Here is an 11,286-nt window from a genome sequence, read left to right as displayed (position 1 = left end):
GCTGCGGCTGCGGACCTTCGATGCGAGCCGTGAAACCGAGTGTGCTGATCCAATAACCCTGGGCGTCCAGAACCATCCTGGCCGTGGACCCGTCCAGTCGACGCCACCGTAGCCCCTCGTCCGGCAGCGGCGCGACATCCACCCAGCTCCCGTCGTCCAGCCGATAGACGCCGACATGACAGAGCACAGTCGGATCGGGCCGCGCCTCGACGTCGGCTCCCGGCGCCTGGGCTGTCGCGGGAAAGGCGGCGACGGAGAGGATCAGGGTCAGGGCGGCGGCGAGCCAGGATTGCGTCATGGGTTGTCCGATCAGGGGTGGGGTCTCGGCAAACGCCATTGCCGGTCGGACGGCGGCTCGCTAGGCCCGACTTCGCGAACGGCGCCGTGGGTGCGCGAACGGGGACGGCATGGGTCACAGGGGCAAGACCATCACCGGGGCGACGACGGCGCGGCGCTGGGCCGTCGACGCCGTCATGCTCGCCGTCATGGGGCTGCTGCTCGGGTTTCTCGGCCCCTTCGACTCGGACGATACGCCCATCGCGGCCCGCTATGCCTACTGGATGATCTGCATGCTGGGCGGCGGACTGATCGCGGTCGCGGTGGACGAAGGCCTGGGCCGGCGCCTGCCCATCCTGTGGAGACGCGTTTTCGCGACCTCGGCCCTCGCCACGCCGCTGGTGACGCTGTTCGTCGTCGTGACCCAGCACCTGATGTTCTCAGAGCATCGCTGGTCGATCTATCTTCCGCTGCTCTGGCAGGTCTGGCCCATCATGCTGGCGGCCATGGCGGTCCGCGCCCTGGTGTGGCGCCGCCTGCCCGTCCGCGTCGAGACCCGCACTCTCGTCGTCCCGCCCCTGCCCGAGGCCGAGACGGCGTTCCGGCGTAGGCTTTCGGCCAGACGGCGCGGCGCCCGGCTGATCGCCATCGAGGCGCACGACCATTATCTGAGGGTCCACACCGATGCGGGCGCGGAACTGATCGCCCTGCGGTTCGCCGACGCGCTGGACGAACTGGCGCGGGCGCACGGATGGCGCATCCATCGCTCGTGGTGGGTGGCGGCCGATGCGGTGGAGGCGGTGCGCTGGCGGCGCGGCGCGGGCGAGGTGCGCCTTGTCGGCGGCCTGACGGCGCCGGTCAGCCGGACCCATGGCCCCGCGCTGAAAGAGGCGGGCTGGCTCTAAAAGCTCCACCCGCCGTCGTGACGTGATCGCCCGGTCGAGGCCGGGCGATCACGCCTGGGACAAAATCTTATTCCGGCAGGTCTTCGGCCAGGATCGCCATTTCGAACATGAACGAACCCTCTTCGTCCTCGTCCTCGAAGACGATGCCGATGAACTCGTCGCCGACATAGACTTCGGCCGAGTCGTTCTGCTTGGGCCGGGCCTTCACGATGATGCCGCCGGTGTTGAAGGTGCGCTTGAGGTGAGCCTCGATACGCTTCAGGTCGGTGTCTTTCACGGGTGGCCTCATAGTCTTGGATTGGCCGCGGACCCTAGAGACATCGGGCCTTGAGGGGAACCCGTCAGATCACGAAGTCGTACACCACGTCCGCCAGCGTATGGTCCATGGTCCGCGCCGGCTCGGCCCCGGTCGGGCAGTTGACCAGCCGCGCCGGCACGCCCGCCACGGTGCAGCCCGACGGCACGTCCTTCAGCACCACCGAGCCCGAGGCCACCTTGGCGTAGTCGCCGACGTGGATATTGCCCAGCACCTTGGCTCCGGCGCCCAGCAGGACGCCCTTGCCGATCTTGGGGTGGCGGTCGCCGCGTTCGGCCCCCGTGCCGCCCAGGGTGACGTTGTGCAACATCGAGACGTCGTCCCCCACCACCGCCGTCTCGCCGATGACGATGCCGGTGCCGTGGTCGAGGAACAGCCCCTTGCCCAGCCGCGCCGCCGGGTGGATGTCCAGCTGGAACAGTTCGGAGATCCGGCTCTGGAAGTGGAAGGCCAGGGTCTCGCGCCCCTGCCCCCACAGCCAATGGGCCACGCGCCAGGCCTGAAGCGCCTGGAAGCCTTTGAAATACAGGAAGGGCTGCAGCAGGTTGCGGATCGCCGGATCCCGCTCGGCCACCGCCTGCAGATCCGCCTCGGCCGCCGCGACCATGGCCGGATCGGCAATGAAGGCCGACAGACAGACCTCGCGCACCGACATGGCGCTCATTTCCCCGTCGGCCAGCTTGCGCGCGATCTGGAAGCTGAGCGCGCCGGCCAGGTCGTCGTGCGACAGGATCACCGCGTTCATCTGCGAGCCCAGCTGGGGCTCCTCGCGCGAGGCGGCCTCGGCCGAGGCGCGCAATTGGCGCCAGATACTGTCGGTTTCCGCGACGACTTCAAGCTTGGCCATGCCGGGCTCCTTTGGCGACATCATACCCGCCCCCGCATGGCCTGCGCCAGCGCCTCGGGCAGTTCGCCGTTCCGCGCCATATGATAGGCCTTGTAGGCCGTCGCCACCGTCATCGCGTCCTTCACCGTGCCCCGGCCGATCTCGTCCAGAAGATCGCCGAACGGAACCCGCGCCACCGCGATCACCTCGGTCGGGTCCGGCGCCACCGGCACGGGGCTAAGATCCCAGGCGATCCAGGTGTGGGCCAGTTCGGTCGTGATCGAGTTCGACAGCTCCATCGTCAGGGCCGGCGCCCATGACGCCGCCGCCAGCCCCGCCTCCTCGGCCAGTTCGCGCCGGACCCCGTCGAACGGGTCCTCATCCAGGGGCGCGCCGCCTTCGGGCATTTCCCACGAATAGTTGGCCAGTGCGAACCTCTGCTGGCCCACCAGGACCACCGTCCCGTCGTCATGGATCGGCAGCACCCCGGTGGCGACGGACTTGGGCCGCATCACAGTATAGTCGGCCGGATTGCCCGTCGGCGCGATCACCCGGTGCCGGCTCAGCCGCATCCAGGGGTTCTCGAACACCGTCTCCTCCGTCTCGCCGCGCCAGGCCGGCGGCTTGACCAGGCCGGCGGCCCATTTCGGTTCGTCGGAATTGCTCATGCCCCAGATATGGCGGATGCCCCGTCGAAAGCCTAGCTAGACCGCATGACCGAGCTCAACGCCCCCCTGCCCGCGCCCGTCCCGTCCCAGGAACTGCGCGACCGTCTGGCCATGCGCCGCTCCGCCCCGGCCCAGGCCCTGACCGGCCCCGGCCCGACCGAGGCCGAACTGGACCAGATCCTGACCCTGGGCGCGCGCACCCCCGACCACGGCAAGCTGTTCCCCTGGCGGTTCGTCGTCCTGGGCCCGACCACCCGCGCCGCGATCGCCGAGAAGCTGGCCGTCCTGGCCGAGCTTCGCGACAAGCCGGCCAAGGACCAGGCCGTCCTGGCCAAGCTGACCGCCGCCCCCGTCACCATCCTGGTCGTCTCGACCCCCGTCCCGGACGCCAAGCCGATCTGGGAGCAACAGCTCTCGGCCGGCGCGGTCTGCATGAACCTGGAGCACGCGGCCGGCGCCTTCGGCTATTCGTCCAGCTGGATCACCGACTGGTACAGCTACGACCCCCAGGCAGCGGCCCTGTTCGGCCTGACCGAGGACGAGGCCGTCGCCGGCTTCATCCATATCGGAACCCTCAGCGAGCCCGCCCTGGAACGCCCCCGTCCGGACATGGCGACCAAGGTCACGCGCCTGCCCTAGCCTGCCCTGGTCTGCGCGGGCTCCGCCTCCGGCCGGTGCACCAGCGACACCAGCACCACCGAGATGATCATCAGCAGGAACCAGGCCCCCAGCTTGCTCAGCGACACCATCTCCCACTCCCCCGCCTGCCCCGGGTAGGACCAGGCCCGGCCCAGGGTGCCCAGGTTCTCGGCGAACCAGATGAACAGGGCCACCAGCCCGAACCCCAGCAGCAACGGCATCGACCGCCGCCTCCGGTCCGCGGTGAAATAGAACCAGCCCCGCCCGAACAGCAGCACCGTCGCCGCGAACAGGGCGATCCGCACGTCCGGCAGCCAGTGGTGGGCGAAGAAGTTGACGTATATGGCCGCCGCCAGAAGCCAGGTCGTCCACAGCGGCGGATAGGCCCGCACCCGGATATGGAAGATCCGCTGCACCCGCGCGATATAACTGCCCACCGCCGCATACATGAAGCCCGAGAACAGCGGCACGGCGCCGATCCGCAGCAGACTGTCCTCCGGATAGACCCAGGACCCGTGCGCCGTCTTGAACAGCTCCATGATCGTCCCCGCCACATGGAACAGGAAGATCACCCGCGCTTCCTCCCAGGTCTCCAGCTTCAGCGCCAGCATCGCCGCCTGGATCAGCACAGCGCCCACGACCAGGAAATCGTAACGCGACACGACTGCATCCTCGCGCCAGATCAGCCAAGTGCCGAGGATCAGCGCCAGCATCAGCCCCCCGAACAGACACGCCCACCCCTGTTTCAACCCGAACCAGAGGAATTCGTAGGCGTAGCGACGCGGTCTTGCCGCGTCAGCCCAGACCTCGGCCCGCACGAGAAGACGACGGCCCCAGGCTTCGAGCGGAAGGCGGCTGGAGGCCCCCGAAACTTCCTCGTTCACGCATTTCCCTTTCGTCATTCCGGGCGAAGCGCAGCGTAGACCCGGAACCCAGCGGCGCCGAAGGCGAAATCCATCCGCCGCGTGATGGCTGAAGGCGAGTTCGCGACAGGTTCGCGCTCTCGCGCGCCGCCTAGTGTCCAAAAACCAACAGAGGAACCTTTGCCGTTCAGGGACGCTTTTTGGGGACTATCTAGAGGGCGTAAATGAATCTGGCACTAGAGCGCGTGATCTATATCAGCGAGTCCACAAACCCTGATCCCGCGCTTATCTCACTCGCTGACATCCTGGCCACTTCCGACCGGAACAATCGGCGCGACGACCTGACCGGCGCCCTTCTCGTCAATGGCGGCCGCTTTCTTCAGGTGCTGGAAGGCGCCCAGCAGGACCTGAACCGAACCCTGGACCGGCTGCAGCGCGATGGCCGGCATCGCGACATTCAGATCCTGTGTCGAAACACGGCCGACCACCGCCAGTTCGGCCAGTGGACCATGGTCGCCGCCCGAATTTCGCCCGACCATAAGACCGAGATGGACCAGATCATCCACCTCTCCTCCACCGCCCCCCAGGAGGCCGCCGACCGGATGCTCGCATTGGTTCAGCAACAGGCGGTCTAGGACCTCGTAGGGCGGCGGGCGCTGGTCTTACCCCCGCCCGCGATACGTCGGCACGCCCTGATCCGGCAGCCACAGCCCCTCCGGCGCCACGCCCGTCTGCCAGAAGACGTCGATCGGGATTCCCCCGCGCGGGTACCAGTATCCGCCGATCCGCAGCCATTTCGGCTGCAACAGGTCCGCCAGCTTCCTGCCGATGGCCACCGTGCAGTCCTCGTGGAAGGCGCCGTGGTTGCGGAAACTGGTCAGGTACAGTTTCAGGCTCTTGCTTTCGACCAGCCAGTCGCCCGGCGCATAGTCGATGACGATATGGGCGAAGTCGGGCTGGCCCGTCACCGGGCAAAGGCTGGTGAACTCGGGCGCCGTGAACCGGGCCAGGTAAAGCGTATCGGCATGGGGGTTCGGCACCCGCTCCAGCACGGCGGTCTCGGGGCTGGTCGGGGCGGCCGTCTGGGCGCCCAGCTGGCTGAGGCCTTCGGTGTAGTGGGTCATACGCGCCATTTAGGCGTTCGCGGCGAATAAGAAAATCCTCTCGGACCGCCCTTCCCTCTCCCGTCGGGAGAGGGCTTGAGCGCACGAGCGGAGCAATCGTCTTTTGCGCGACCCGAAGGGCGGCGCGAAGCAGCCAAAGGGTGAAGGTTACGAGGGCGCCCGTTGGCCCGCCGCCGGTTCCTCACCGGCCCCGCAGGCCGCCCTCTCCCCCGGGAGAAGGGACGGAAGGAGGCCAGCCCTCCTAATTCCCGAGATTTTTTCTCGCCCGTTCAACGCCCTGACCGCCCGACCGACAATCGACCACCGCCCCCGAAAACGCCCCTATAATCATCCGCTTCGAAAGGGAGGGCGTGGATGTTGGACTCACTTGGACTCGTTGGACTGTTTTTTAGCCGTCCAATTTCGACATCGAAATTGCACTCCATTGCACATTGCACTCGTTTTCGCCTGTGCAAGTGCAATTCCGCCGTCCCCGATTCAGACTATTCAGACCCTGTTTTTTCGCCGCCGGGTCTGAAATCTCCCCGATTGCCTTCCCCCGCGACAGCCCGCTAAGCGTAGCGAAACGAAACTCTAGGAGACGCCCGTGGCCATTTCCGCTTCGCTGCAAAAAGGCCTCACCCTTCCGGTGATCGCTTCGCCGATGTTCCTGGTGTCCGGCCCGGATCTGGTGGTCGAGGCCTGCAACGCCGGCGTCATCGGCACCTTCCCGTCGCTGAACCAGCGCACGACCGAGGGCTATCGGGACTGGATTCAAGAGATCAAGGGCCGGCTGACTCCCCAGGCCGCCGCCTTCGGCGTCAACCACATCGTCCACCCGACCAATCCCCGGCTGATGGCCGACATGATGGTCTCGGTCGAGGAGAAGGTGCCGCTGATCATCACCTCGCTCGGCGCCGTGCGCGACGTGGTCGATGCGGTCCACGGCTACGGCGGCGTGGTCTTCCACGACATCGCCAACATCCGTCATGCCCGCAAGGCGGCCGAGGCGGGCGTCGACGGTCTGATCCTGGTCGCCAACGGCGCCGGCGGCCATGCGGGGATCATCAACCCCTTCGCCCTGGTCAACGAGGTCCGCAGCTTCTTCGACGGGACCATCATCCTGTCCGGCGCCCTGTCCACCGGCCAGGACGTGGCGGCCGCCCTGATGCTGGGCGCCGACTTCGCCTATATGGGCACCCGCTTCATCAACACGACCGAGGCCCTGGCCGACCCCGCCTACAAGCAGATGGTGATCGACAGCGGCTCGACCGACATCGTCCACACCCCGGCGGTGTCCGGCATCCCCGCCAACTTCATGACCAAGTCGTTGATTGACAACGGAATCGATCCGAAACACCTGCCTGAGCACAAGCTGGACATGGGCGACGAGGCCAAGGCCTGGAAGACCGTCTGGTCCGCCGGCCAGGGTGCGGGCGCCATTCACGACGTCCTGCCCGTCGCCGAACTGGTCGCTCGCCTGCGACAAGAGTTCGCTCAGGCCACGGAACAGTTTTCAGCCAAGGTCGCAACCGTCTAAGGCTCCTTCGCGCATTCCGCGCGTTGGAGCCCGCATGATCCGCATACCCTCGCTCGCCGCCTGCGCCCTCCTTGCCCTGACCGCCGTCACTCCCGCCCCGGCCCGGGCTGCTGGTCCCGGCGGCGTCTGGGGTTTCGAGGTCGAGGCCGGGACGGACAACCGCTCCAAGGGCGCGTCCAAGTCGGGCAATGACGCCTATGTCTCCGCCTATGCCGCCTGGGAGAGCGACAGCGGCCTGATCTACGTCTCGCCGGGCTTCCAGACCATCCAGGCGGGCGGTTCGAACATCGAGACCGACTGGATCGTCGGCTATCGGCCCGAGGCCTATGGCTACGCCTTCGACCTCAGCCTGGCCTACAAGCGCCGCCTGGACGTCGACGCCGGCTATGACGCCGACGGTGTGGAGTTGAGCGCCGAGGTCGGCCGGGCGATCGGTCCCGCCCAGGCCGCCCTGCTGGTCCAGTACGCCCCCGACGCCCCCGGCCCGGCCCAATCCTACGTCTGGGTCGAGGCCGAGATCGGTTGGGCCTTCACGCCCCGCCTCGACGGCTCCGCCGCGCTCGGCCGCCGCGAACAGGACGGCGGCCCCGACTACACCGGCTGGAACGCGGGGGTGACCTACGCCCTCACTGACGCTCTCGACCTCGACCTGCGCTACCACGACACCGACGCCGCGGCGTTCGGAGAAGAGTACGAGGACGCCGTCGTGGCCCGCCTCGCCTACGCCTTCTGATCCCCGCCCCTTGCGCAGACGCCGGGCAGTCCCCACATGAAAGGCGTCGATCTCTCTGCGTAACGCCGCTGCTCCCTTTGCATGACGCACCGAGGTCCAAACGCCGATCCCATTCAGACCCGACAGGCCGTCCAGGGATCCCTCCCTGCGGTCAACGCCAGACGGAGGTCTCCAAATGGCTACCGGCACTGTTAAATGGTACAACCCCACCAAGGGCTACGGCTTCATCGCCCCCGATGACGGCGGCAAGGACGTCTTCGTCCACGCCTCGGCCGTCGAAACCTCGAGCCTCGGCTCGCTGAACGAAGGCCAGAAGGTCGGCTACGAAGTCGAACGCGACCAGCGCTCCGGCAAGGAATCCGCCGGTCGCCTGACCGCCGCGGAATAGCTCGGGCTTCGGCCCAACTTCGCTCTTTCTGCAGAAGGGCCGACGCCTCGCGCGTCGGCTCCTATGCCACTTCCCGTACAGGACCGCCCGCATGACCCCGCTCGCCGACATGATCCCCTCGATGACCGACGCCGACCTCGCCACCCTGCGCGCCAACGCCGCGCGTCTGGTCGAACACGGCGCCTCGACCCAGGTGATGGCCGCCAGCGACATCCTGCCGGTCATCGACGACGAACTGGCCCGCCGCGCCGCCCTGCCCAAGCCCGCCAAGGCCCCGGTCAAGCGCGCCGCCCCCAAGAAGAAGCTCCCCCCCGTCACCGGCCACCAGACCGCCCTGCCGGGCTGAGATCAGCCGATCGCCTGATCCAGATCGGCGATCAGATCCTCGACGTCCTCGACCCCGACCGACAGCCGGATCAGGCTGTCGGTGACGCCCCCGGCCTCGCGGACCTCCTTGGGCACGCTCGCGTGGGTCATGATGGCCGGGTGGTTCACCAGGCTCTCGACCCCGCCCAGCGACTCCGCCAGCGTAAAGACCTGCACCCGCTCCAGCACCCGTTTGGTGCGCTCCAGGTCGCCGTCCAGCACCACCGTCACCATGCCGCCGTAGCCGCCATGCATCTGTTGCGCCGCCAGCGCATGCTGCGGATGGGCGATCAGGCCGGGATAGATGACCTTGGCCACCCCCGCCCGCGTCTCCAGCCACCGCGCCACCGCAAGGGCGTTCTCGCAGTGCGCCTTCATCCTCAGCGCCAGGGTCTTCAGCCCCCGGTTGGCCAGGAAGGCGTCGAACGGCCCCATCACTCCGCCGACCGAGTTCTGCAGGAACTTGATCCGGCTCGCCAGGTCGGCGTCGCCGGTGACCAGCACCCCGCCGATGATGTCCGAATGGCCGTTCAGATACTTGGTCGCCGAGTGCATGACCACGTCAGCCCCTAGGCTCAGCGGCTGCTGGCAGAAGGGGGTGGCGAAGGTGTTGTCGACGATCAGCAGCAGGCCCCGCGCCTTGGCCAGCTTCGACAGGGCGGCGATGTCGGCCAGCTTCATCATCGGATTGGTCGGTGTCTCGACCCACAGCATCCGGGTCTTGGGCGTGATCGCCGCCTCGACCGCCGCCAGATCGCTCAGGTCAACATAGGCGAAGTCCAGCCCCATCGAACGACGCCGCACCCGCTCGAACAGCCGCCACGACCCGCCGTACAGGTCGTCGCCGGTCACCACATGGTCGCCGGCGTCCAGCAGCTCCAGCGCCGTCGAGGTCGCCGCCATGCCCGAGGCGAAGCCGAACCCGTGGGTCCCGCCCTCCAGATCGGCGACGCAGGCCTCGAACGCCTCGCGCGTCGGGTTCTTGCCCCGCGCATACTCATACCCCTTGTTCACGCCCGGGCTCTCCTGGGCATAGGTCGAGGTGGCGTAGATCGGCGTCATCACCGCCCCAGTCGTCGGGTCGGGCCTCTGGCCGGCGTGGATGGCGCGGGTCGAGAAACCCTGGCTGTTCTTGTTGTCGGCCATGGGCTCTACCGGTTCAGGCTGAGATGATTGATCAGGTCGGTGCGGGTGATCAGACCGACGAAGGTCTCGCCGTCCAGCACGATCGCCACCCGGTCGCGGTCGAACAGGGGGATCAGGGCGTCCAGCGGCTCATTGACCTGAACCGTGTCCAGGTGGCGGGTCATGGCCGAGGCGACGGGTTTGGCGAACCGTTCCTGGCGGGTGATCTCGTCGGTGTTCATCACATGGATCAGGTCGCTCTCGTCCAGAATGCCCACCAGGCGTCCGTCCTCGATGATCGGCAGCTGTGACACGTCGGCGCCCTTCATCCGCTTGAAGGCGGTGTCCAGGGTGTCGCCCGGCCCGGCGACAACCACGTCGCCCTTCTCGTACTTGCGGTTGATCAGGTCCGACAGGTCGCCGTGGATCTCCCGCTCGCCCAAGCCCTGATCGGCCAGCCAGGCGTCGTTATAAACCTTGGACAGATACTTCGCCCCCGTGTCGCAGACGAAGGTGACGCAGGTCCTGGCCTCGGTCTGCTCGCGGCACCAGCGCAGGGCCGTGGCGATCAGGGTGCCCGACGAAGAGCCGGCCAGAATGCCTTCCTTCAGCAGCAGTTCGCGCGCCGTGGCGATCGCCTCGGCGTCGGGGATCGAATAGGCCTTGTCGATCAGACTCATGTCCGCCGTATCGGGCACGAAGTTCTGGCCGATGCCCTCGACGGTATAGCTGCCGTCCGGCCCCGGCACGCCGTCGTTGACGATGCCCGCCAGGGTCGATCCGACCGGATCGGCCAAGATGATCTGGGCCTTCGAGCCCATACTCTTCAGGTAGCGCGCCACGCCGGTGATCGTCCCGCCCGAGCCGATGCCCGCAACGAAGGCGTCGATGTCGCCGCCCGTCTGCTCCCAGATCTCGGGACCCGTGGTCTTCACATGAGCGTCGGCGTTCGAGTGGTTGGCGAACTGATTGACGTAATAGGCGCCGGGAATGGCCTGAGACAGACGCTCGGCCATGTCGGTGTAATATTCCGGATGCCCGTGCGGCACGTCCGAACGGGTCAGGCGAACATCGGCGCCCATGGCCCTGAGATGCTGGATCTTTTCCTTCGACATCTTGTCCGGAATGACCAGCAGCACCTTATAGCCCCGCGCCCGGCCGACCAGAGTCAGGGCCAGGCCGGTATTGCCTGCTGTCGCCTCGACGATGGTTCCGCCTTCCTTCAGCCAGCCTTCCTTCTCGGCCGCATCCAGCATCTCGACCGCGATCCGGTCCTTGATCGAGCCGCCGGGGTTCTGGGACTCCAGCTTGAGCAGCAGCCGGCACTTGCCGGTGTCGATCTTCGTCACCTCCACCATCGGCGTCTTGCCGATCAGATCCAGCGGCGACCGGACGGTCGCGCTCAGGGCGGGGGCGTGTAGCGACATCGAAGACTCCATTCGCGGTTGGCCGGAAGCTGAAGCCCCGGCCTCTCTCGGTCAACTCATGCAAGATTTGACCGGCGCCGACGGTTCCCGACGCGGCTCAGGGGCATGACT

General features: G+C 67.3%; 15 protein-coding genes. 7 read left to right on the top strand and 8 right to left on the bottom strand.

What is annotated here, in order from left to right; all coding sequences use genetic code 11:
- On the bottom strand, positions 1-298 hold a 298-nt coding region (locus H2037_RS08500), incomplete at its 3' end, for a hypothetical protein (protein WP_292120301.1).
- A gap of 109 nt (positions 299-407) precedes the next feature.
- On the opposite strand from H2037_RS08500, the gene H2037_RS08495 reads away from it, so the two are divergent.
- Positions 408-1,181: a LytTR family DNA-binding domain-containing protein gene (locus tag H2037_RS08495; RefSeq protein WP_292120300.1), complete on the top strand. Its 774-nt coding sequence runs from the start codon at positions 408-410 to the stop codon at positions 1,179-1,181.
- Between the two features lie 67 nt (positions 1,182-1,248).
- On the opposite strand, the gene H2037_RS08490 is transcribed toward H2037_RS08495, so the two are convergent.
- The 3 genes from H2037_RS08490 to H2037_RS08480 all read right to left on the bottom strand — a co-directional run bounded on the left by H2037_RS08490 (position 1,249) and on the right by H2037_RS08480 (position 2,991).
- Positions 1,249-1,458 (bottom strand): DUF3126 family protein, encoded by a 210-nt coding sequence (locus H2037_RS08490; RefSeq protein ID WP_008261149.1) that lies wholly within the window; start codon positions 1,456-1,458, stop codon positions 1,249-1,251.
- Between the two features lie 64 nt (positions 1,459-1,522).
- On the bottom strand, positions 1,523-2,344 hold the full coding sequence (cysE, locus tag H2037_RS08485; RefSeq protein WP_292120298.1) for a serine O-acetyltransferase: 822 nt from the start codon (positions 2,342-2,344) through the stop codon (positions 1,523-1,525).
- A 20-nt stretch (positions 2,345-2,364) separates the two neighbouring features.
- Positions 2,365-2,991, bottom strand: a complete 627-nt coding sequence (locus H2037_RS08480; RefSeq protein WP_292120296.1) for an NUDIX hydrolase — start codon at positions 2,989-2,991, stop codon at positions 2,365-2,367.
- A gap of 45 nt (positions 2,992-3,036) precedes the next feature.
- Between H2037_RS08480 and H2037_RS08475 the strand changes: the two genes are divergently transcribed.
- Positions 3,037-3,630, top strand: coding sequence for a nitroreductase (locus H2037_RS08475; protein WP_292120294.1), 594 nt, complete (start codon positions 3,037-3,039; stop codon positions 3,628-3,630).
- Here H2037_RS08475 and H2037_RS08470 read toward each other — a convergent pair.
- The gene (locus H2037_RS08470) at positions 3,627-4,448 is read right to left on the bottom strand and encodes a DUF817 domain-containing protein (RefSeq protein WP_292120324.1); all 822 of its coding nucleotides are present in this window, start codon (positions 4,446-4,448) and stop codon (positions 3,627-3,629) included. The two genes, H2037_RS08475 and H2037_RS08470, sit on opposite strands and share 4 nt — an antisense overlap.
- A 269-nt stretch (positions 4,449-4,717) precedes the next feature.
- Here H2037_RS08470 and H2037_RS08465 point away from each other — a divergent pair, with 269 nt between their 5' ends.
- On the top strand, positions 4,718-5,128 hold the full coding sequence (locus tag H2037_RS08465) for a BLUF domain-containing protein (protein WP_292120291.1): 411 nt from the start codon (positions 4,718-4,720) through the stop codon (positions 5,126-5,128).
- A gap of 27 nt (positions 5,129-5,155) precedes the next feature.
- Here H2037_RS08465 and queF read toward each other — a convergent pair whose 3' ends face one another.
- Positions 5,156-5,617 carry a preQ(1) synthase gene (gene queF, locus H2037_RS08460; protein WP_292120321.1) on the bottom strand — a complete coding sequence of 154 codons (462 nt, stop codon included), beginning with the start codon at positions 5,615-5,617 and terminating at the stop codon, positions 5,156-5,158.
- A 586-nt stretch (positions 5,618-6,203) separates the two neighbouring features.
- On the opposite strand from queF, the gene H2037_RS08455 reads away from it, so the two are divergent.
- The 4 genes from H2037_RS08455 (at position 6,204) to H2037_RS08440 (ending at position 8,603) form a co-directional block, all read left to right on the top strand.
- Positions 6,204-7,136, top strand: coding sequence for a nitronate monooxygenase family protein (locus H2037_RS08455; RefSeq protein WP_292120289.1), 933 nt, complete (start codon positions 6,204-6,206; stop codon positions 7,134-7,136).
- Between the two features lie 34 nt (positions 7,137-7,170).
- Entirely contained in the window at positions 7,171-7,869 is a 699-nt protein-coding gene (locus H2037_RS08450; RefSeq protein WP_292120285.1) for a TorF family putative porin, read from the top strand.
- Positions 7,870-8,044: 175 nt separating this feature from the next.
- A complete protein-coding gene (locus H2037_RS08445) occupies positions 8,045-8,257 on the top strand; it encodes a cold-shock protein (RefSeq protein ID WP_292120282.1) in 213 nt (70 codons plus the stop codon).
- A 91-nt stretch (positions 8,258-8,348) separates the two neighbouring features.
- The gene (locus H2037_RS08440; protein ID WP_292120279.1) at positions 8,349-8,603 is read left to right on the top strand and encodes a hypothetical protein; all 255 of its coding nucleotides are present in this window, start codon (positions 8,349-8,351) and stop codon (positions 8,601-8,603) included.
- A gap of 2 nt (positions 8,604-8,605) precedes the next feature.
- On the opposite strand, the gene H2037_RS08435 is transcribed toward H2037_RS08440, so the two are convergent.
- A complete protein-coding gene (locus H2037_RS08435) occupies positions 8,606-9,769 on the bottom strand; it encodes a cystathionine gamma-synthase (protein WP_292120277.1) in 1,164 nt (387 codons plus the stop codon).
- A 5-nt stretch (positions 9,770-9,774) separates the two neighbouring features.
- Positions 9,775-11,175 (bottom strand): cystathionine beta-synthase, encoded by a 1,401-nt coding sequence (locus tag H2037_RS08430; RefSeq protein ID WP_292120274.1) that lies wholly within the window; start codon positions 11,173-11,175, stop codon positions 9,775-9,777.
- Between the last annotated feature and the right edge of the window lie 111 nt (positions 11,176-11,286).

Origin of the sequence: Brevundimonas sp., from assembly GCF_013912065.1 — a bacterium.
Taxonomy (GTDB): Bacteria; Pseudomonadota; Alphaproteobacteria; order Caulobacterales; family Caulobacteraceae; genus Brevundimonas.
The sequence above is the reverse complement of the archived record's forward strand: the minus strand, read 5'-3'. Positions and strand labels throughout refer to the sequence as shown.

Bases quoted from the DNA above. Each gene is read 5' to 3' on its own strand.
- H2037_RS08495 (WP_292120300.1), top strand. From the start codon at position 408: ATGGGTCACAGGGGCAAGACCATCACCGGGGCGACGACGGCGCGGCGC.
- cysE (WP_292120298.1), bottom strand. From the start codon at position 2,344: ATGGCCAAGCTTGAAGTCGTCGCGGAAACCGACAGTATCTGGCGCCAA.
- H2037_RS08480 (WP_292120296.1), bottom strand. From the start codon at position 2,991: ATGAGCAATTCCGACGAACCGAAATGGGCCGCCGGCCTGGTCAAGCCG.
- H2037_RS08475 (WP_292120294.1), top strand. From the start codon at position 3,037: ATGACCGAGCTCAACGCCCCCCTGCCCGCGCCCGTCCCGTCCCAGGAA.
- H2037_RS08465 (WP_292120291.1), top strand. From the start codon at position 4,718: ATGAATCTGGCACTAGAGCGCGTGATCTATATCAGCGAGTCCACAAAC.
- queF (WP_292120321.1), bottom strand. From the start codon at position 5,617: ATGACCCACTACACCGAAGGCCTCAGCCAGCTGGGCGCCCAGACGGCC.
- H2037_RS08450 (WP_292120285.1), top strand. From the start codon at position 7,171: ATGATCCGCATACCCTCGCTCGCCGCCTGCGCCCTCCTTGCCCTGACC.
- H2037_RS08445 (WP_292120282.1), top strand. From the start codon at position 8,045: ATGGCTACCGGCACTGTTAAATGGTACAACCCCACCAAGGGCTACGGC.
- H2037_RS08440 (WP_292120279.1), top strand. From the start codon at position 8,349: ATGACCCCGCTCGCCGACATGATCCCCTCGATGACCGACGCCGACCTC.
- H2037_RS08435 (WP_292120277.1), bottom strand. From the start codon at position 9,769: ATGGCCGACAACAAGAACAGCCAGGGTTTCTCGACCCGCGCCATCCAC.
- H2037_RS08430 (WP_292120274.1), bottom strand. From the start codon at position 11,175: ATGTCGCTACACGCCCCCGCCCTGAGCGCGACCGTCCGGTCGCCGCTG.